The organism is Kangiella taiwanensis, assembly GCF_020005165.1.
Taxonomy (GTDB): domain Bacteria; phylum Pseudomonadota; class Gammaproteobacteria; order Enterobacterales; family Kangiellaceae; genus Kangiella; species Kangiella taiwanensis.
On sequence record NZ_JAHCLT010000003.1, the window covers coordinates 515,428 to 537,083 of the forward strand.

At 44.5% G+C, this 21,656-nt stretch carries 18 protein-coding genes; 4 read left to right on the forward strand and 14 right to left on the reverse strand.

The window, feature by feature from the left end; all coding sequences use genetic code 11:
- Positions 1-16: 16 nt before the first annotated feature.
- On the forward strand, positions 17-1,348 hold the full coding sequence (locus KFK88_RS11515; RefSeq protein WP_223579847.1) for a DEAD/DEAH box helicase: 1,332 nt from the start codon (positions 17-19) through the stop codon (positions 1,346-1,348).
- A 455-nt stretch (positions 1,349-1,803) separates the two neighbouring features.
- Here KFK88_RS11515 and KFK88_RS11520 read toward each other — a convergent pair whose 3' ends face one another.
- Positions 1,804-2,040, reverse strand: coding sequence for a hypothetical protein (locus KFK88_RS11520; protein ID WP_223579849.1), 237 nt, complete (start codon positions 2,038-2,040; stop codon positions 1,804-1,806).
- A gap of 3 nt (positions 2,041-2,043) precedes the next feature.
- The gene (locus KFK88_RS11525; RefSeq protein WP_223579851.1) at positions 2,044-3,108 is read right to left on the reverse strand and encodes a 4-phosphoerythronate dehydrogenase; all 1,065 of its coding nucleotides are present in this window, start codon (positions 3,106-3,108) and stop codon (positions 2,044-2,046) included.
- An 87-nt stretch (positions 3,109-3,195) separates the two neighbouring features.
- Between KFK88_RS11525 and folE the strand changes: the two genes are divergently transcribed.
- Both folE and mnmD read left to right on the forward strand, forming a co-directional pair.
- On the forward strand, positions 3,196-3,753 hold the full coding sequence (gene folE / locus KFK88_RS11530; protein WP_223579854.1) for a GTP cyclohydrolase I FolE: 558 nt from the start codon (positions 3,196-3,198) through the stop codon (positions 3,751-3,753).
- A 6-nt stretch (positions 3,754-3,759) separates the two neighbouring features.
- Complete coding sequence (gene mnmD, locus KFK88_RS11535; protein WP_223579857.1) at positions 3,760-5,658, forward strand: tRNA (5-methylaminomethyl-2-thiouridine)(34)-methyltransferase MnmD; 1,899 nt, start codon at positions 3,760-3,762, stop codon at positions 5,656-5,658.
- Here the strand turns inward: mnmD and KFK88_RS11540 are convergent.
- The 9 genes from KFK88_RS11540 to KFK88_RS11580 all read right to left on the reverse strand — a co-directional run bounded on the left by KFK88_RS11540 (position 5,655) and on the right by KFK88_RS11580 (position 14,438).
- Entirely contained in the window at positions 5,655-6,368 is a 714-nt protein-coding gene (locus KFK88_RS11540) for an ABC transporter permease (RefSeq protein ID WP_223579860.1), read from the reverse strand. The genes mnmD and KFK88_RS11540 overlap by 4 nt on opposite strands.
- Before the next feature lie 2 nt (positions 6,369-6,370).
- A complete protein-coding gene (locus KFK88_RS11545) occupies positions 6,371-8,287 on the reverse strand; it encodes a monovalent cation:proton antiporter-2 (CPA2) family protein (RefSeq protein ID WP_223579863.1) in 1,917 nt (638 codons plus the stop codon).
- Position 8,288: 1 nt separating this feature from the next.
- Complete coding sequence (locus tag KFK88_RS11550) at positions 8,289-8,870, reverse strand: NAD(P)H-dependent oxidoreductase (RefSeq protein ID WP_223579866.1); 582 nt, start codon at positions 8,868-8,870, stop codon at positions 8,289-8,291.
- A gap of 561 nt (positions 8,871-9,431) precedes the next feature.
- Positions 9,432-10,583, reverse strand: a complete 1,152-nt coding sequence (locus KFK88_RS11555; RefSeq protein WP_223579869.1) for an ATP-NAD kinase family protein — start codon at positions 10,581-10,583, stop codon at positions 9,432-9,434.
- Positions 10,571-11,149 carry an elongation factor P hydroxylase gene (locus tag KFK88_RS11560; RefSeq protein ID WP_223579872.1) on the reverse strand — a complete coding sequence of 193 codons (579 nt, stop codon included), beginning with the start codon at positions 11,147-11,149 and terminating at the stop codon, positions 10,571-10,573. The genes KFK88_RS11555 and KFK88_RS11560 overlap by 13 nt, the downstream gene beginning before the upstream one ends.
- A gap of 3 nt (positions 11,150-11,152) precedes the next feature.
- A complete protein-coding gene (gene prmB, locus KFK88_RS11565) occupies positions 11,153-12,067 on the reverse strand; it encodes a 50S ribosomal protein L3 N(5)-glutamine methyltransferase (RefSeq protein WP_223579875.1) in 915 nt (304 codons plus the stop codon).
- A complete protein-coding gene (locus KFK88_RS11570) occupies positions 12,064-12,861 on the reverse strand; it encodes a lysophospholipid acyltransferase family protein (protein ID WP_223579879.1) in 798 nt (265 codons plus the stop codon). The genes prmB and KFK88_RS11570 overlap by 4 nt, the downstream gene beginning before the upstream one ends.
- Before the next feature lie 68 nt (positions 12,862-12,929).
- Positions 12,930-13,409, reverse strand: coding sequence for a SixA phosphatase family protein (locus KFK88_RS11575; protein ID WP_223579882.1), 480 nt, complete (start codon positions 13,407-13,409; stop codon positions 12,930-12,932).
- A gap of 18 nt (positions 13,410-13,427) precedes the next feature.
- A complete protein-coding gene (locus KFK88_RS11580) occupies positions 13,428-14,438 on the reverse strand; it encodes an adenosine kinase (RefSeq protein WP_223579885.1) in 1,011 nt (336 codons plus the stop codon).
- A gap of 83 nt (positions 14,439-14,521) precedes the next feature.
- Here KFK88_RS11580 and KFK88_RS11585 point away from each other — a divergent pair, with 83 nt between their 5' ends.
- On the forward strand, positions 14,522-15,373 hold the full coding sequence (locus tag KFK88_RS11585; RefSeq protein WP_223579888.1) for a 6-pyruvoyl trahydropterin synthase family protein: 852 nt from the start codon (positions 14,522-14,524) through the stop codon (positions 15,371-15,373).
- Here KFK88_RS11585 and KFK88_RS11590 read toward each other — a convergent pair.
- The 3 genes from KFK88_RS11590 to KFK88_RS11600 are packed head-to-tail and all read right to left on the reverse strand — an operon-like array spanning position 15,370 to position 21,570.
- Positions 15,370-18,900, reverse strand: a complete 3,531-nt coding sequence (locus tag KFK88_RS11590; protein ID WP_223579891.1) for an AsmA family protein — start codon at positions 18,898-18,900, stop codon at positions 15,370-15,372. The genes KFK88_RS11585 and KFK88_RS11590 overlap by 4 nt on opposite strands.
- Before the next feature lie 9 nt (positions 18,901-18,909).
- Positions 18,910-19,728 (reverse strand): exodeoxyribonuclease III, encoded by an 819-nt coding sequence (gene xthA, locus KFK88_RS11595; RefSeq protein ID WP_223579893.1) that lies wholly within the window; start codon positions 19,726-19,728, stop codon positions 18,910-18,912.
- Positions 19,729-19,731: 3 nt separating this feature from the next.
- On the reverse strand, positions 19,732-21,570 hold the full coding sequence (locus KFK88_RS11600) for a M61 family metallopeptidase (RefSeq protein WP_223579896.1): 1,839 nt from the start codon (positions 21,568-21,570) through the stop codon (positions 19,732-19,734).
- Positions 21,571-21,656 lie beyond the last annotated feature (86 nt).

Sequence of the window (21,656 nt, forward strand, 5' to 3'; positions counted from 1 at the left end):
GAGAACCCCAAAGCACATGAGCATCTTCCAAGAATTAAACCCAAAACTCACCAAAGCTCTCGATAAGCTGAGTATCACCGAACCTACCGATATTCAACAAGAGGCTATTCCTGCGGTGTTGGACGGCTTGGATGTGATGGCTAGCGCTGAAACCGGTTCTGGTAAAACAGCGGCCTTTGTTTTGCCCATTCTGGAACGGTTACTCGCTAAAAAAACGCCAAACTCAGGAACACGGGTTTTAATTTTAGCGCCAACGCGCGAACTGGCACGTCAAATCCATAAACAAACCATGGACTTGGCTAAGTTCACCGGTATCCAAGCGGGATTAATCACTGGTGGCGAAGAATTTAAAGTCCAACGAGCGGCCATGCGCAAAAACCCTGAAATTATTATCGGTACGCCGGGACGTATTCTGGATCACAGCCAGCAAGGCGCGACAGACTTCGATGATTTAGAGTTTTTAGTGTTGGATGAAGCAGATAAAATGCTGGATATGGGTTTCAGTGACGATGTTATTGCCATCGCCAACTATTGCTCTCAAGATCGCCAAAGCTTGTTGTTCTCAGCAACTTTGCAAGGCGCTGGGATTCGCCATATCACCAAAACTCTGCTCAAAAACCCAGAAACTATCACGCTCAACACTTACGAAGATGCGCAGGCCAATATCCATCAATCGATCATCACGGCGGATAATTTAGAGCACAAAGAAAAACTCACTGGCCAATTACTGCAAAACGAAAAATACCGTAAAGCCGTGGTTTTCTGTAATACCAAAACTCAGGTTGAGCGCCTCAGCGGACTCCTCCGTTACCATAAACTGCGTGTTGGTCATATTCACGGCGATATCAAGCAAGACACAAGAAACCACATCATGGTGCAGTTCCGTGATGGAAAGTTCGACGTACTGATTGCCTCAGATGTTGCTGCACGTGGTCTCGATGTCAAAGACGTCGACCTCGTCATCAACTTCGACATGGCACAAAACCTCGAAGACTATATCCACCGTATCGGGCGTACCGGACGCGCAGGCGCAGAAGGCGCCGCCATATCCTTGATAACCCACAAAGACTGGAACCTCATGGTTACCATTCAAACCAAACTCGGCGCACGATTCGACATCAAAACCGTCAAAAACCTCGTCGCCAAATACCAAGGCCCACAAAAACTCAAAAAAAGTGGCAAAGCAGCCGGCACCAAAAAACGCAAACCCGCTGGCAAAAAAGGCATGACCGCCCGCGACAAAAAACGCCTGGCTAAAAAGCAAGACAAGAAACAAGACAAAAAATCATCAAGCACAGGAACTAAGCCAAAGAAAAAATTTGGTGGTATGAAGCGAACGGATGATTGATCTCATTCACGCCATTTTTGTGGACTGCCCCAAATTTATTGGCAACTGGCTCTGCAAAAAATTACTCCCAGATATTGAGCAAAACAGTTTAGCCAGTCAGTGGATTGGGTTTGTCATTCTCCTAATTATATTATCCTTTTTTCTAACTATCCCATTAATGTTTTAAACACCTAAAAGACACTGGATCCCGCGGTCAAGCCGCGGGATGACAAAATATTGGACTAACAGGCTACACCAATTACCCATAAACATTAGCCGATGTGATTTAAAATTATAGTGTAAATTAGGCAGGGATAGCCTAATTTAATCAAAACGAAACAGGAAGTTTCGTTTGATGGCACGTTATAATTTTTAAATTACGAGGGCAGCCTTTAGGTCTAATGTTTGGGGTGTCTTTTCTTTTCGCCCTTTTCTTTGGACAAGCAAAGAAAAGGGTAAATTATATAACTACAAGCCTAACTCTGATACAAATCAAACAAAACAATAAAAAAACCACCCATCATACTCACCAACCCAACTACAACCACAAATATCGAAACTAATCCTAAAGTGGTTTGTAAAGCACCCGCGGCAATAAACGAAGCGAGAAACATAAGCGGTAAACCAATAAAAGCGGCGAGAATAAAGCTGAAAATAACAATTTTCCAACCGCGTTGGATTTTTGCTTTTAAAATATAATTTAACGGATTCATAAGTTATAGCGTATCAAGAAATTCAAGGCGTTGCGGGTAGGTTTTGCGCAAAAAATCAAATTTTTGAGGGATCTCGTCCTTAACTTGGCGCATACGCTGGTCATCGGCCTCAATATCGTAATAGGGTTTAAGGCTTTGATATAAGGCTTCTAGCGAGCCACTCCATTGCCATTTCGGTGCCTCAGGCAGTAACTCGTTAATCAGAATGTCGCTTTCTAGCCCTTTCCATTGATTAAAAGCTTGGTACAACTGATACGTACCGCGGATTTTGCCTTCTTGCGAATACCCAGCAATATGTGGTGTGGCAATTAAGGTTTGCTCGAGTAGCTCAAGGTTTACGTCAGGCTCTCCTTCCCAGACGTCGAGAATATAATCAATCGCTTTACCTGCGCGCTTAATCTCAAGCGCAGCAGTGTTATCGACCACAGCTCCTCTAGAACTGTTGATCAACAAGCTTTGCTCAGACATCCCTTCTAGAAAAGCATCATCGACCAAGTGATAAGTCGCGAACTGTCCTTCTTTTTCAAAAGGTACGTGGCACGTCACTACATCACATTGTTGTATTTGTTGGAGGTTTACAAAGTTTCTAGTGTCGCCCTTTGCAGCTAATGGCGGATCATTAAGTACATAATCAATACCAAGACTATCAAAGACTTTAGCGACACGACTGCCGACATTTCCAGCGCCAATAATACCAACTGTAATGATGTTTAGATCCACACCTCGCTGTTCTGCCCAATAAGCAATACTGGTTAACACATATTCAGCCACACCTTGTGCGTTGCAGCCTGGAGCATTGGAAAATGCAATGCCTTGTTTCTCTAGGTAATCTAAATCAACGTGATCCGTACCAATAGTCGCGCTGCCAACAAACTGTACTTTTGAGTCTGCGAGCAACTCTTCATTAACCTGAGAAATTGACCGCACTAACAAAATATCCGTGTTTTTGAGATCGCTTGAGGTGATGCTACGCCCTGCTAATCGCTGGATCTGAGCGGGCTTGCCGTTAATGCTGGAAAACAGCTCCTCGACTAATGGCATATTTTCATCGGCGACGATATTCCACATGGGTATTGACACATTTGGCATAATTATTTGGGTATTGTAGCGATATCCATTAGAATTACGACTGAAATTGAAACGGGAAATGGCAAGATGTCCGATAAGTTAGCAAATTTATACAAAGATGTGTTGGTCGAGCTGGGTGAAGATATTTCACGCAACGGTATCCTAGACACGCCTACACGCGCCGCCAAAGCGATGCAGTTTTTGACTCAGGGTTATGAGCAAGACCTAAATACCGTGGTCAATGGTGCGATATTCGATTCCGATAACGACTCGATGGTAATCGTCAAGGATATCGAGCTTTACTCTATGTGCGAACATCACATGTTGCCATTTATCGGTAAAGCGCACGTTGGTTATTTGCCGACGGGTAAAGTGATCGGCTTATCGAAAATTGCTCGCATTGTTGACATGTTTGCGCGCCGTTTGCAAATTCAGGAAAACTTAACCAAACAAATTGCTGAAGCGATTCAGGACGTGACTGGCGCTGCGGGCGTTGGCGTGATTATTGAAGCGAAGCATATGTGCATGATGATGCGCGGCGTAGAGAAACAAAACTCGGTAATGACCAGTTCTACTATGCTCGGTCAGTTCCGCTCTTCACAAAATACGCGTAACGAGTTCCTAACGCTTATCGAAAAGAAATAACCTCCTATGCATAATGCTTTTCTGGGCGTAAAACCCGCTGTTATCGAGTGGCGTCAATACGACTCAGAAAAGCATCAATGGCTGGAGGCCCCAAAAGAACAGCTTCAGTCGAAAACTAGCCAAATAGCACCCTACTCCCCAGCATTCGATGATATCTACTTCAACCCTCAAGACGGCATAGCTGAAAGCACCCATGTTTTTCTTGAGGGTAACGACCTCAAGCAACGTTTTAGTCGCATTGAACAAGATTCTAAACATATTGATTTCAATATCTTTGAAACAGGGTTCGGCACGGGTTTAAACTTTTTACTGACAGCCCAACTTTGGCAGCAAACCGTTTCGAAGGATTCACAGGCTCACCTCCACTACTGGTCGGTCGAACAATTCCCCATTAACCCCAATGACCTAAAGCAAATTTATAGGGTTCTAGGGGTGGAATCAGACGTTTCTCAGTCAGTTATAAGGCATTACCCGGATGCACTTCCCGGTGTTCATAAAGTTCAAATAGGCGACAACATCACACTCCACTTAGTGTTTTACGCGTTAGACAAAGCGCTCAAAGAACTAGCACTGCCGGACAACTTTAGTTTTAATGCCTGGTTCTTAGATGGCTTCGCACCGAGCAAAAACCCTGATATGTGGGTCAAAGGGCTGCTGCATTTTATGGCGCTGCACAGTGATAGAGACACGACTTTATCAACGTTTACCGTAGCTGCAGCATTGAGAAAACCTCTCCCGCATTATGGGTTTGAGATTCAGAAACGTCCCGGGTTTGGTCGTAAACGCGAAATGTTAACCGCTCGCTTTACTGACAAAGAGCTCTCGACACCCAAACCCACTTTAGCCAGCGACTACATCAAACCACGAAAGCACCCCACAAAAGTTGCGATCATAGGCGCAGGGTTGTCTGGCTGCTCGTTAGCGCACAAGCTACACCAAGAAGGTATAGAGGCACACCTTTTCGACAGCAAAGGTGTATGCGCTGGCGCCTCTAATATGCCATCGCTGGTCGCGTTGCCCGTTATGTCCATTGATCATAACGCTTACAGCCAACTAACATTTCATGGGTTTCAGCACTTAAAAAACTATCTAAGCCAGTATCATGAGCTAACTTATAGCGAACTAGCTCATCAGCTTCATAACCAAAAGTACTCCCAACATCACCTCGAACAGTATCAAGAGGTTTATTCGGCACAAACGTGGGAGCAAGACGAAGCATGGTTCCAGTTTGAGTCACTCACAGTTGGTGACACTGACATTACAGGACTCAAGGTTCCTGCCCTTCAAGTAAACGGTAAAGCCTTTTGCCAGCAGCTCGTCCAAGAGCTTCCTAAAGATCAGTTACACCTCAACACAGAAGTCGAAAGCCTTGACTCTTTAAGTGACTTCGATCATGTTATTATCGCTAACGGTTATCAAAGTGCTCACTTTTCAGTTAATACAAGATCTCTGCCACACACAGCGCCTATGCGTGGCCAACTAACGACGTTAAAGAACCCAATCCACCACCGCACTCCAATCAACCATGATGGGCATATTGCTCACTATAATAACCAGCTCGTCATCGGAGCAACTTTTGAAACGAGTGACGACGATTCTATCCAACGAGAAAACTCACGACACAATATTCAAAAAGTGAATCAACGCTTTGGGTTTGAATTTACGGAGAAAGATATTGCTGCGGAACATCCTGGCATACGGGCGACCAGCTATGATCGCTTTCCGTTTTGTGGGTACTTCGAACAGGCAGGTGAACAAACGCTGTGGCTGAACTATGGATTTGGGGCTCGTGGGCTGTGCTTTTCAATATTATGCGCCGACGTCATCGTAAGTGCCATGCTTAACCGCCCGTCGCCACTGCCGAAAACATTGCTCAGCCGGATATCTCCACTACGAGTAGCTTAGCTCTTTAAAGCTAAGCTTTGTTTATATCGCGACAGTAAATACCAAGCGGTTGAAAATGCCGAAGAACACAAAATCGCAATCATAATCACAATTTGATAGCGCACCGCGACTAAAGGACTAACGCCTGATAATATTTGCCCCGTCATCATGCCTGGTAGCGCCACTAGACCGACAGCAAACAAACCGTTAATTTGTGGGATCATGGCCGTGTAAAATGCTTTGTTTCTCGCAGCTTCACCATCAGAGCCACTACTCACCTCAGTCTCGAAACGCTCACCTGACAAACTCAAGCTATTCATGGTATTGGCTAGGAGCATTCCAGCTAAAGGAATCACAAACCGAGGTTGGTACCAAGGTGATAAATCTAGTACGAAAACAATGATAATCGCTAATATCGATCCGCAGCCTATTAATAGGGATAAAGCAAGTTGGCCGATATGGTGCCAGCTTTTATCCTTCAGCGGACGCATCGCAATCCAACCAGCAGCCACCAACATAACGGTCATGACTAACAGGCCTAACCAACTGGATGTTTCTTTAAATAAGTATACTAGAACAAAACCAATCGCAATTAATTGCCCAATCATGCGCAGAGTGGCGATGATCAGTTCCTTGCTATTGGCTTTCCAGCGGTAAAAAATAATGGCGACTAAAATTACCGGCAAACAAGTTACTACAAGCTCTAAATAGCCAATATCTGGTAACGTCAAAACTATGAGCTCTCTTTGTTAGTGATTGCGCTAGAAGAACCTTCTCGCACATCTTCTTTCTCGTCGTTTTCTTCCTCTTCAAGCGATACTGGCGTATTCCAAGCTCGGCGCATTGCCTTGGAATCTCTCTGATCGGCTTTTAATACCGCTTCCAGCATTTCAGCTCGCTCAGCAGCCTTAATCACGTACTGCTTGTCGCCCCACAACTCGGCCAGTTCTTCTAGGTGCTGCGAGTCATAATGATAAAACGCTGTAGCAGTACGGTGAGCTTGATACTTTCGATAGCCAAGCCCCATCAACGCTTCTCGTCCTAAAATCACAGCCGAACCCAATGTTTCCCGCATCACAAAGTCAGCGCCAGCACGCTTTTGTTCATAAGCTTCACGGCGACCTTTAGCTCGCGAATAAATTTTTAAGTGAGGGAAATGTTTGTGGCACAGATCAATCACTTTCAAAGTTTTCTCTTGATTACCCACAGCGATGACCATCATCTTGGCATCATCTGCACCAGCGGCTCGTAAGACTTCTTCGTTAGTCACGTCACCATAGTAGGCTTTAGTGCCAAACTTTTTAACTAGATCAATTTGCACAGCATCGTACTCCAATAACGTCGTATCGAAGCCTTGAGAACGCAAAATGCGCGATACAATCTGACCAAAACGACCATAGCCTGCAACGATCACTGGAGTTTCACCGTCATCCACTTTGTCGAACTCTCGGCGCTCTTTACCAAACGATAGACGAGGAATGATCAGCTTTTCACAAACAATCAGCAACACAGGCGTCAGAGCCATTGAGAGAGCAACCACAACCGTTAATAAAGAAATAATGTCGTTACTCAACACTCCATTCTGAGAAGCAAAGCTAAACAATACAAAAGCGAACTCACCGCCTTGTGCTAGCGCAAAAGAAAACAGCATGTTCTCAATGAGAGACATCTTGAATTGCTTCGCCAAAATCATCAAGACAATGATTTTTATCGCAATTAAAGCCACCAGTAAGAACAAAATCAACCACGGCGACTGCATCAATACTTCCAAATTAATACTGGCACCTACCGTGATAAAAAACAGCCCTAAAAGTAAACTTTTAAACGTTACCAGCCCGACCTCAAGCTCATGGCGGTACTCACTTTCAGCTAAGACCACACCCGCTAAAAAAGCGCCCAACGCAGGCGATAAGCCGACTTTTTGCATAGCTATGGTAATACTCAAAACCAGTAGCAGTGACGTCGCGATAAAAATTTCACGAAGACCCGTTCGGGCAATCCAGTTAAAGATTGGGCGCACGAGGTAACGTCCAATTAGAATAATTCCACTGATGACGGCGAAAACCAATGCCGCCTGTTGCCATGCTTCGAGTTCAGTGTGCCCAACGGACTGTGAGCTCTCCACCGGAAGCGTTGCCAATAAAGGCAATAGCGTTAACATTGGGATCACGGCGATATCTTGAAACAACAGCACCGAGAATGCGGATTTTCCAGCATCCGTTCTGAGCAAATCCTTTTCTGACAAGGTTTGTAATACGATGGCGGTTGAAGACAAAGCTAGAATCATGCCGATAGCCAAAGCCATTTTCCAATGCAAATCAAACGCCAAGGCCAATAGCGTTAGTAAAATCATGGTAATAACGACTTGCAAACCACCTAAGCCCAGAATAGGCATTCGCATATTCCACAGCTTTTTAGGCTGAAGTTCGAGGCCAATCAAAAATAACATCATAACCACACCGAATTCAGCGAAATGCATGATGTCAGTAACGTCTTGGCCAACCAACCCCAGAGCAAAAGGACCAATGATAATGCCCGCAATTAAATACCCTAAAACCGAGCCCAAGCCCAACTGCTTAGCGATTGGAACACCAACAACGGCTGCTAGTAAAAAGACGAAAGCTTGATAGAGAAACCCCGCTTCTTCCATGCTAAGCCTCCTTATCCTGGTCGTCTTGCTCGACTTCGAGTAAACCAAGCGACTGCACAACAGAGTCAACATAATCACGGTAGCGCTGGGCTTCTTTTTCTACAGCACTGTGACTGATAGTTTCAGCCTCATACATGATAAATGGTTCGACAAAGTTCATACCGCAGAAATCAGCGGTTTGTTCAAAGGGTCTCAGAAGTTCAGTGGTAGAGAAATTATTAAAACCATGCGGTGTATAACTCTCCTTTGCTGCTCCTGCCGTAATTGCATTAAGCCAGTGACGCCCCGCAAGTTGATAACCACCTTCCCCATAAGCAAAACCTTCAGCGAGGACTAAATCCTGCCACTCTTTAAGTAATGAGGGTGAGCTATACCAATAGAATGGGTGCTGGAAAATCACCAAAGAATGCTCTAATAAAAGCTTTTGTTCACGTTTAATATCGACGAAATAGTCTGGATACTCTTCATACAGATCGTTGACTTTAACGTAATCCAGATCTTTTATAGCCTCAAGCATTGCTTGGTTGGCCCAAGACTTCTCAAAAATTGGATGAACTAAATTCAGTAAAACTTGTGTGCTCATTGAATCCCAACGTTTTCGTTATAGTATCGAACAACAAACTGAAGAGTTGTATTCACATAATTATTGAGTCTACACAAGTTCGTATTAAAAAAGAAATTAAGATTTAAGGTTAACTTGATGAATGATATGGGAAAAGGCTGAACAGAGAGGCCTAGTTAAAATCTCTACAAGCTAAAAATAGCAGGCAAAATAAAAGCGGCTAAAGCCGCTTTCAATATAGGATGAGTCCGTCCCACAGTTTTCCGTTATCCAACCTTGGATGATACGTCCGTTTAATAAGTCCTAAATTATTATTCCTTAATCTATCGTTAGATAGTCGATTTGTAGATAGTGTGTTCTCCCTGAACACGGAAGATACTTTAACAAAAACTTTAATAGGAACAATGGACAAATTCATGAGGGAAAAGAAACTACCGCCTGAGAAACCACAAAAAAACATTTCATATCAACAGCTTACAAAATAAGCATTAAAAATACAGGTTAAATCGCTGGGTCTTTTCAGAATATGCTCAAGCCCTTGTGCGAGATCTCGCACAAAACAATGGGCAAATGACTTAGTTTTTACGAACTCTCGATGCCAACAGGATATAAAACGAAGTCTTCATAACCCGTTATAACACGGATCACACCGGCCAAACGTTGGTTTTGCTCACTATCATCGCTATCGACTATCAACGGCTTACCATCCAACTCTTTGAGTTTGGTTTTAGTGGCAATAATGAAAATATCGTCCTTATCGAGTTGAGACAGCACTTTCGCACTGATTTGCTGGTTGCCTCGACCGATAATGTGGCCTTGACCGCCGATGACCGTAATGACTAGTTTAACCTTCCCTTGATGCCGAGACTGCAACTCTAAAATATCTGCCTCAGTCATGTCATTAGCGATAACCTCACCACCATGCACACAATCGATACCCAGTAGCGTGTTCTCTAGCCCCAGAGTCTCCATCAAAAAAGCGCAAGTAGAGCCAGAACCAATTAAGTAATAATCGTCCTGCTCCATGTTATCAACAATGTAATCCGCGATATCTTGCAGCACCAACTCCTCTACTTCACGACCACCAGACTTGGTGGCTTGAATATAGCGGTGCTCAGCCGGTACCTGCATTTCACCGTATTGCTTTGCCCGAACCACTCCTTCTCGGAAAGCCTCTTCATCAATATCCATGACCGAGGTTTCAAGCAGACTGACCAACTCTTTGTTGATCATTTTTTCGATCACCAGCCCCGCTGCATGCGGTGTCACAGCATAAACACCTGAGTGGATTTTGACACCTGCAGGAATTCCTAACACAGGCACAGCACCATCAACTGCCTCATAAATGTTCCTTGCCGTACCGTCACCACCGGCAAACAACAGAACATCAATGCTACTATCACCATTATGCTTTTGATCTTGCCTCAACATACTGCGCGCTGCGGCAATCGTATCCTCATGAGTTGAAGGCTCTTGGCTTTGATGTACCACGTCGAACTGAAAGCCCATCTCTTGTAATAGGTTCTCACCCATGTCTCCAGAAGCCGTTAAGATCCTTAACTCAGAGCGATATGGCTCCAAGCTTTCTAAAGCCACGCGAGCTCGCTCAACGGCTTGAGGTTTAGCGCCTCGGGCAAATGCTTCAGTGCGAATCGCTTCGCCATCACTACCTTTCAGACCGACTTTGCCGCCGATCCCAGCAAAAGGGTTAATAATGAAACCTAAAGTAAACATGTGCTTTTGTGTGGAGTTTGAATGGGTTGGTGATTACGGTACATACAGCTTAACATCTGAATCATACCTAATGCTCGCAAAGGAAATCCAAGCGAGATGTAAGCGACTAACTGCTGATGGACGCGATCTCGGAAGTTCTCAGCATCATGGCGAGCTTCTACGCCTCCGTCAAGATTATCAACACTGATGCGGAATGGAATTCCAGCCGCCAAACTGAACGCCCATTCTAACGCTTGTGGCTTAGCCTCGACTTCAAAAAACAAGGCTTGTTGCTGCAAAGAGCGACCATCGGGCTCATACCAATAGCCATAGTCATTAAGTTTTCGTCGCTTTTCCCCAGCAATACACCAGTGAGCAATTTCATGAAGTGCGCTAGAGAAATAGTCATGCGTTGAGAATATGGTCGCAGGGTTACCGTCTTGGCTCGCCTGATAAAAAGGTTCATCAGCGCCTGGCTTGAGTATCGTATGATATTCAGCAAAAGCCTGATTGAAGCACTCAGCTAAGTGCTGAACACAGTGAACGGGAGTCTTTGATGTTTGTAAAGGCGCGCGCTCAAATAACATGAACTAACTAAAATGTTCCAATAGTTGCTTTTTCGTCAATACAAAAACGCCGTCGCCACCCTGCTCAAACTCTATCCAGTGGAAGTCCACTTCAGGGAATGTTTCTTCTAATGCAGGCCAACTATTGCCGACTTCGACAATCAACACACCTTGTTCTGTGAGATAGTGGCTCGCCGTTTCTAAAATCTGACGCGTAATATCCAGCCCATCATTACCTGAGCCTAAGCCAATTTCTGGTTCGTGATGATATTCTTGCGGCATGTCTGCTAGGTCTTCAGCATCAACGTAGGGTGGATTAGAGACGATAAGGTCAAACTGCTCACCTTCCAAACCATCAAACAAATCAGACTGAACCGCTCTGGCTTTGTGGTACAAGCCTAATCGTTCAATATTAATTTCGGCAACGGTTAGTGCATCTTCAGAGATGTCTGACATCACCACCTCTGCGTCATCGATAAAAGCTGCAATTGCCAAACCGATACAGCCGCTGCCACAACATAAATCCAATATTTTAGGATTATCAGCTTCTAGCCAAGGGTAAAAATCATTATGGATAAGCTCAGCAATCGGCGAGCGAGGTACCAACACACGCTCATCGACAAAGAACTCCAACCCAGCGAAGTACGCCTTATTAGTAATGAATGCCAATGGTTTTCGCTGTGTCACTCGAGTTTTGATAGCATGAATTAAATGCTTTTTCTCTTCAGGCAGAACCTTCGCGCCAAGCATGCTTTGCGGGTAATCTGATGGTAAATCAAGCATTTGCAACACAACTGCAACAGCTTCGTCCCACGGATTATCAGTTCCATGACCGAAATAAAGGTCTGCTTGATGGAATTGAGTCGCGGCAAAGCGTACGAAGTCAGCAATACTGCTTAATTCAAGCTCAGCCTGCTGATAAATATCTTGCTCACTCATGGTGCTACCTCGTCCTGCTGCTGGCGTAACATGCTGTATAAGGAATTATATACTAATTCTGTCAATTCGTTGCGATCGGCTACCCCAAAGTCACGACAATCAATCGCTTTTCCAACTTTAACAGTAACGCTTTGATTAAGTCGCATTTGTAACCACTTTTTATTTGGCAACACCTTATAAATATCTTCAATCGCCACTGGGATAATCAGCGCATTGGTATCAATCGCTAAACGTATCGCGCCTTTTTTTAGCGGATAAAGCTTCCCATCGCTGGAACGTGTTCCTTCTGGGAACATGCAAATTCTGATGCCACTTTCCATTTTATCTTTAGCAATCGACAGATCTTTAATCGCCTGTTGACGGTTTTGGCGATCAATTGACAAGATTTCCGCCGTTTTCATGGCTCTCGACAGTAAGGGTATCTTGAACAATTCTTTCTTAGAAATCATGCGGATACTGCCGGGGAGCGCTGCAAAAATAAGCGGAATATCATAAGCACTAGAGTGATTGGCCACGATAATAACGCGTCTACCAGGCTCAGCCTCTGCCTCCAAGTCACCTTCGAGCGTCCAGCGCAACCTGACCGCTTTGACCAGGCTAGTTCCCCAGCGGTAAATAATGCGGTCAATCTTTGGCCTAACGTGTTGTTTCGCGGCTTCGCTACGATTCATTAAGGCAGTCGTTAACGTGAGCAGACTGTATTTACCAGTTGCCGCGATAGAAGCCAGAATGACCCACCAGGCTCTTAATAAGTTTGCTTTTTTAGGTTGTTGTTGGTTCAAAGCCGATGTCACACAAATGTCATAGAACCGCAATGCTAGCTATTTTTAGCAAGGACTTCCAGTTTATTATTGGGAACCATCTATTCAGGACTTCTAAAAACGACTTTTTGAGTGCGGTTATGCTTGTTATCAGAAGATAATGTCAGGCAACCGATAGACGATGTCGGAAAATATTGTGACTCACCATTTAGCCAGCCCGCCCATAGGTGTGAAACCAGTGGCATGTGACTGATTAATAGGGTTGTGCCGGTCGTCACCTCTTCCACGTAGGGAATGGTTATCTCCGGGTTCGCTTCAGACTTAAGCAACGCTTCTGTGTCACGCTGCCACGAATAATTCACCTGTTGCCTGAATGCTTCCTCAAAAGTATCTGCCGTTTGCTGGGCTCGCAATATTGGGCTCACTAACAGAGTCTCAAGCTCTAGGCCATGCTCAAGCAAATAATCCGCGTACCAGTGAGCCATCAGCTTGATCTGCTGATGGCCTAACTCGGAAATCTGACGCTCGCCATTGATGTAGGGAGCGTCGCCATGCCGCATGATACTGATGTGTCGAGTCATAATAAACAGAGGCGATGCCTAGAGATTAAACTCTTTCTCAACAAACTGTTGCAGCTCTTTCACTGCTCCAGGTTTTAAGCGAGGGCCGAACTGAGTGACTAAATGTGCCGAAGCGAAACTTGCCAACTTACCGGCATCAGCCCAACTCAAACCGTTAGTGATACCGTACATAAATGCACCTGCGAACATGTCGCCTGCACCATTGGTATCAACCGCTTTTACTTCAAAAGGCTCAATGGTTTGCACGCTTTCACCATCAAAGAATAGCGATCCTTTCTTACCCAGTGTAATCACAACTTGCTTGGCCTGCTGTGACAAAATGGTTAAAGCTTTCTCGACCGTATCAACGCCTGTATATTCAAGTGCTTCATCGTCATTACAGAATAACAGATCAACACCGCCATCAAGGATCTGCTCTATTTCTGGCTTGAAAAAGCGAACCATATTCGGATCAGACAAAGTCGTCGCCACTTTAACGCCGTTCTCTCGCGCAAAATCACGAGCTTTTATCGCGGCGAGATGCGCGTCCGGCGAGCTTACGAGATAGCCTTCGATGTATAAATACTGACTATCGGCAAGCGCTTCATAGTTAATATCTTGTTCCTTCAATTCACTGCTGATGCCTAAGAAGGTATTCATGGTGCGATCGGCATCAGGCGTGATCATCACCAAACACTTACCTGTTGTACCGTGATTATCTTCAAGCTTGCTCAGCGTATTAGTCACGCCCGCTTCGTCTAGGTCATCCGAATAAAAAACACCGGCTTCGTCCTTCGCTACTTTGCACGAGTGGAACGCTTTGCCACCAAGCTGTGCTAAAGCGATAACGCTATTCGCTGCAGAACCACCTGAAGCTCGTTGGTGTATATTACCTTCTAAGTGCCCCAGTAAATAATCGTGGCGTTCTTCGTCAACCAAGGTCATGACGCCTTTTTCAACGCCCAATCGCTCTAGCTCTGTCTCATTGACTTCAATTTCCACATCAACCAATGCATTACCTAGCGCATACAAGTCATATTTTTTTGTCATCGTTAAAATCTTCATTAGAGTTTGCAGTGATTATGCTATAATTCACCTCAATATTAAACGTTAACCCGCTCTTGGTTTTGGCTATGCCCGCACTCTTTGTTGACCAACTCACTGTTATAGACTTTGCTTTTTTCGATATTCACCGTGGAATCGTCGGCGAGAGCTGGATCGTTGACCTTGTTTTAGAGGGTGAACTTGACGATCAAGGTATGGTTTTCGACTTCGGTGATGTCAAAAAGCGAATCAAGCAAGCAATTGACGCCACCGTTGATCATAAATTTGTCGTGCCCGCGGGAAGTCATCACGTCAACAGTGAAACCAATGAGCAAGGCGTTAAACTGACTTTAAGCGATACCTCGAACCATCGTTATTATCACCAGTCACCCGAACAGGCAATAGTTCTGCTGGATGCAGAAGAGGTCAGTATGGAAGCTGTGATAAAGGTCTTAAATAAGGCCTGCCTAGACGTCGTCCCGGGGAACGTTGCCAAGGTTCACCTGTCGTTGAGCACCGAAGATATCCAAGGCGATTATTACCATTACGCCCATGGCCTAAAAAAGCACTTAGGCGACTGCCAGCGAATTGCGCACGGCCACCGCTCACAGATTCATATTTATGATAACGGCCAACGCAATAAAGAGCTCGAAGCATTGTGGTGTGAAAAGTGGGAAGATATTTATATTGGTACGGAAGAAGACTTGGTTGAGCCTGAAGTTGAGAGCAGCGCTGACTATTACCGCTTCGCCTACACCAGTGAGCAAGGATACTTTTCACTAGAACTGCCTAAAGCACGATGTCACTTGATGAAGAGTGATTCAACCGTAGAGCTTATCGCCAGTCATATTGCAAAACAGCTGAAAATCATAGAGCCACATGCCACGCTTCAAGTGAAAGCGTTTGAAGGTGTTAACAAAGGCGCTATCGCTAACGCTTAGTTATCACCCTCACCTGCGGTCTCATTTACCGAAGGCTCGTCAACTGCGTCTTCTTCAGCAGTGCCTCCTTCGGTAGCACTCGGTTCGGCATTAGGATCAATCGTACGCTGTTGCTCTTTAGGAATAATCTCAGCACCGTCTTCAGGGTGTGGTACCACGCCTTCATAGATAGCCGAGCAGGCTCCTCCCGTAATTAGACCAACGCCTTGCTTAAACAGCCCTGTGATGGAACCTGTCACAGCGTCAAAAGCAGCAGTAAAGGTTTCAATCTCAGGCGAGGCTAAACTACCATTTAAGGTCTGCCCATATTCGCTACAGCCCTTCTCATTAATGATATCGAACTCAAAATCGTTAAACTGCTGTTCTGCTAAATTAATTTGACCATTAAATGCAAAGCGGTACTTAAGCGTTGCAGCAGCGACATCTTTGGTGGTCATGACGCCCTTGGCAATATCCATATCCACGTTAAGGTGAGAGAAATGCGTATCCCCTTGGTCTGCTCCCAGCTGGCTTAATGTGTCTTGTATACTCACACCTTGTGATGCCAATAGCCCTAACGGCCCAGCTAGTAAGAAACCACCAACATCAAGCAACCCGAATTTTTGACTGTCTAAGAAGCTTCTCAAAACTTTATTCACATTGAGTCGATGCAGCGTCACCGGCGTTTGATTACGAACTAAAATTTTTCCTTGTAACGTATCCGCTATGGTTTCTGCTTCCAACCCATAGAACTCAACGTCAATATCACCCTGCAGGCTTCCTGACATTGCAATGCCGTCTTCGGTTTCTGGCTCAACCAATTTTTCGAGGAGTAAGTTATTGAATTCAGAAATATAAGTAGAACGATACGGTTGCTGGGTGAGATCAATGACCCACTTGGCACTTAACGGTGCTTCGTTTATGGTCATCCTTAACGGCTGAATAGTGATAGTCTGATTGTTTTGAATCGCGGTTACCGTCAGATCATTAATGTCCGTTTGCTTCTGCGCTATTTTGCCGACTTTCAGCGCTACCAAGGTAAAAGCATTCTCAAGTTGAGAGCCGTACCACTGGTCAATGGTCTGGTGATTTTTTGCTAAAACTAACTCTGTAGCTCCTAAGTACAAGTTCTCAACTGAAATGACTTCAGCCTCGTCCTCTTGCTCTTCGCCTGGGCCTTGTTTGATTTGAGCATTGACACCGCTCAGTTTTAAATCACCTATTTTAAGAGTCCGCAGGGCAAACTTCTCAGGTTCGCTTTGTTGTTTCTCCTTAGCATCTTTATCATCTTCTTGCTCAGTTTGGGCTTCTCCAGCTTGAGTCAAAGTGAGATCCGCCGAGCTCGTCCTGAGATAATCTAGCATTAAGTCTTTATTTCGAAGCGTGCCGCGAAGCTGCAAACCATCGACACTACCTTCGGGCACACTGAGCTTGCCAATGTTTAAGTTAATCGAATTCGCAGCATTACTAAAATGTGGCACCGGATCGCTAACCAGCTGGCCGCTTCGCACCAATGGAAAGCTATCTAATGTTAGGTTGCCACCAGACATTTGGTACTGAACATCATCGTTACGGTAGCGCAAACTTATCTGACGAAGATCAATATTGTTAAGCTCCACATAATCAATCGGAAGTGACTCGCTTGATGGCGTGTTTTGATTCTTATCGTCAGCTGCTGCATCAATAGATAGATCTGCCGAACCTAAACCAAGCTCATTAACCGTGACGCGATTGTCTTGATACTCCGAGTTAACTGTTAACCCACTAATATCTCCTTGTGGCATCTTGAACGACGCGGTCTCAAGATTTAACAACGATTTCTGCTGCCAGTTCTGCGGTTTTAGCGCTACCCAGTCCCCACCAGCATAAATAGGTACATTTGAGAGCTTAAGAGTAACGCCTTGAGCGGAGTAGTTTTGCTCATCCTGTTGCAATTCGATTGCACCATCGTTTATCGTTAACTCACTCAATGCAATCGTTTCGAGTGGCAGCATTGACTTCACTGCTGCCACCTCAGATTCGCTCTGGCTAGACTTATCAGTCGACTTTGATGCTTTGGTGTCTAATTGATACCGAACATTGGCTTTGTCTATACCAACACTTTTAATCTCAACGGATGAATCAGCCAGTAACACTTCAGATGTCAGGCTCCCAACATCACCATAGCTTCCAGAATAAGCGCTACTCTTAAGCGAAACACTTGCTTGTTCTGAGCCAACGTTCAATGTATCAACCGCAAACACCGGTTTGTTATCTACCACTAACGGAGTATTTTTAAGCTCAAGAGTTATGTCGGATAACTGGTGTTCCGCATCGCTTTGGGCGTAACGAACCGTTCCTTGCTCTATACTTCCGTTAAGTAACTTGACTGTTTTAAATGGCAAGAACCATTGTTCTGCTCCTTCTGCTACCTCACCACCACCCGAACTATCGCTACCAACGTTCAACTTAAAGATTGGCTTTGCTAACTCAAACTGTGGGATAACAAACTGTCCTTGTTTTAACTCTCCAGACATTTTTAGGCTTTCAAAGTCGACCATGTCCGATGCCATGGCTTCAGAGCTAAGGTTAAAACGGCTGTTTTGTGCGATATAAAAGCTCGGCCAATCCAACCATAAAGCTTTCTTTTTTTGAACTAACAGTAATTCCGAAAATTCCGCTTCTATTGCCTTAATTGACAATTCTTGTTTGTCTTGAATCGCAAGGTCAGTTTTACCTAAGTCGATTTTCTTTATCACGATATCATCGAAAGGTAACTCTAAATCATTAGCTTGCGGGTTTGTAGTTGTCGCTGTCTGAGCAGTCTCAGTTGTTGCTGCCGATGCTTGAGAATGATCCAACAAGTTGATATTGATTGATGACTGCCCCGAATGGATGTCATCAATCACCAAGCGCTGCCCATCGATATGTGCACTTAAGCTAAGGTCATTTAGTTGTGTTTTATCAGACTTCAGGCTCTTTAACCGCGCCTCTAGCGTTGTATTACTTGCTTTGACTAGCCGTTGTAGATCTTCGAATAGGAGGAAACCATCTTCGGCGACTGGGATGTTTCGAACTTTTACTTCAGCGCCTTCTGCGAGCAGAGAAACTTCGCCGCGGTATTCGAAATCGAGATTGTTTACATCAATTGCCGCGACATCAATAAAGTCAAACGGCAACGATGTTTCCTCGGCGCTTTGCTCGCTTTCTTTAAGCTTAAACTCAAAAGGATAGCGCACTTTTGCGTTGTTTAATTGCAGTAGCTCAACCGTAAGCTGGCTTGACCATAAGTGACTATAGTCCAGCTCGCCTTCTAACTGTTCAAATTGGATAAAAGGATCATCTTTCGGGCCTATGATACTGGAGCTAACTTTAATCGTTCCGCTCAGTAATGAAACATCCAACTCACCAATTGTAGCCTCGACGCCAAGATTTTCCTTTAAATAATCTTCAAGGTAGGACTCAGAGTTAATAATATAGACGAAAACTGAAACAGCTAAAAACAACAGTACAAAAAGCCCTAGCAGGACCCACAATATCCTTTTTAACCATTTCCAGCTTTTCGTCATAAATAATTACTACTTGTCTAAGTTAAACTCCGTCCAAACTGGCGCGTGATCAGATGGACGCTCCATACTGCGTATTTCATAGTCGATATCCGAGGCTACCGCACGCTGATTGAGCCAATCGCAAGCGAATACAGAGTCAATACGTAGACCTCGCTTCGGATCGCGTTCAAAACCACGGCTGCGATAATCAAACCAGCTAAACTTATCATCTTTATTCGGATTAATCGTGCGGTAAGTATCATACAAACCCGCACTTAACATGCGCTGAACCCACTCACGTTCCTCAGGTAAGAAACTGCACTTACCCTCTCTTAACCAACGTTTGCGATTTGGTTCACCGATTCCGATGTCGATATCTAGCTGTGACACGTTAATATCACCTAATACGATTGTCCTAACATTCTCGATATCATGCGCTTCTAAATAATCCTGTAGATCTTGATAGAACTTCTCTTTATAGGGAAATTTAGTTGGGTGTTCGCGGTTTTCTCCTTGAGGGAAATAACCATTCAACACTTTTATCGTCTCGTCACCGTATTCAAATGTCGTAATGATCATGCGACGCTGAGCATCTTCAGGATCATTAGGAAAACCCTTCTCGACAGCAATTGGCTTTTTCTTACTGAACGTGGCGACACCATAGTGAGCTTTCCCGCCATGGATTTCCATGTGATAGCCTAAGTGCTCATATAAATCAAAAGGAAACATGTCGTCATGAACCTTAGTTTCCTGAATACAGATAATGTCAGGGTCATGTTTTTCGACCAGAGCCTCAATTTGATGAGCTCGCGTTCGGATACTATTAATGTTAAAGGTCACTATTTTCATTGTTTATTGTCCAGATTCTTTTAAATTTAACCATTGTGCGAATTGTTGTTGGGCTTTTTCGCTACCCTTTTCATCGTAAGTAATATAAGCAGTATCACATTCTGCTGCTTCTAGCGCTACCTCAAACTCCATCAATTCGTCACGTCTAAAAGCTACCAAGGTTACAGTTTCCCCAACCGATATTTGCTGTACTTGTTTATCAAAATCAGAGCCACTGATACGCAGACCATCTATTGCCAGTAAGTGATCGCCAGCAGAAACGCCCGCTTCAGCAGCCACAGAGTCCGCGTAGACATTCTTGACTAGGACACCGACCGCTTTCGACTTATACTCAATACCCAAGTCCGATAACTGCTTATCTTCGGGCAAAGATGCTTTAAAACCACCTCGGTCATTACGATCTCTACGCGGCAGGTAAGCCAATGATAGCCCTACCGATGACAATAATGAGTCTGTTGGTAATGGATCCGTTGTATACAGCGCTAAATGGAAAAACCTTTGTATCTCTTCGTGTGCACTGTCTGGTGTTTCTTCTAACACCATCGATTGAATCGTGTCGTTTTCCACACCTTTTTTAGCTAACCCGTATTCGGACCATAAGCGACGCATAATATCTTTCAAAGACTTTTGCCAGTGGGTGCTTTTACGAATCAACAAATCTAAGCACAAAGCGATTTCTGCACCCTTGGTGTAATAGCTCACCACTGCGTTTGGTGCATTTTCATCCTGTTTATAAAATTTTGTCCAGGCATCGAAACTGGAGTCGGTAACCGTTTGAATGAATCGACCTTTGGAACGTCTTACGGCAGTTAATGTTTTTGCTAGTCGGGTCAGGTACTCTTCTTTATCAAGAGTTTCTGTTTGCGCCAACGCTAAGTTGTCATAGTAAGAGGTAATGCCTTCAAAGGCCCATAATAGCTCAGTATAGCTTTCGCGTTGGGTATCGTAAGGTAAAAACTCAGTAGGCTTAATTTGTTTCACATTCCATGTGTGGAAGTATTCGTGTGAACAAAGGTCTAAAAAGGTCTGATACGTTTCTTTAACACCATCGGTGTCATCTGTTTCTAGCGGCAAGTCCTCACGACTACAATGTAGCGCGGTAGAATTACGATGCTCTAGACCACCAAAGCCATTGCCTAAGACATACGTCATAAACAGGTACCGGTCCATCGGAGCCGGTTCGCCAAAGAATTGAAGGTGATGCTCACAAATTTTCTTGAGATCAGTTGCCAAACGCTCATCATCAACTTTGTGACGACCGGTTAAAACCATATGGTGAGGTATACCGCAAGCCTCAAAGCTGATCAGGTTAAAATCCGACATTTCGACAGGACAGTCAATTAACTCGTCATAATCAGAAGCCTGATAACGTCCAAAGCCAAATTCTGCTGTATCTTCTATCGCCTTCAAACCTGTAGCTAACCGCCAGTGTACATACTCTTCACCATCGGGACGGTTAATATCTACCGTACAAGTTTCCTTTTCTCTACCAGAAACGGCCAAAAAGACACAGGTGCCATTGAAGAAGCCATGAGTCTGGTCAAGGTGTGCCCCACGTACCGACAAATCCCAAGCATAGACTTGGTATGTCACAACAACCGAGGAGTCCGATGCGGGTAGATGCCAGCTCGACTTATCAATACGTCCAAGCTTCATGGGGCCTTCGCTATTTTCGGCACGGATCCACTGGATATGTTTAGAGAAGTCACGGATCATGTAACTTCCGGGTATCCAGTTTGGCATATAAAGCGTGTGCCCCTCAGCGCCAACAGACTCTAACCGGAGAGTTACTTCAAATAAGTGCGCTTCAGGGTTTACAGGATGGATCTCATAATAAATCATAAACTAGACTTTTGACCAATCACATTGTAGATTTCGTTGAATCAATTATAGAGATTTCAGATCTGAATTACAGGGCATTCTGCAAA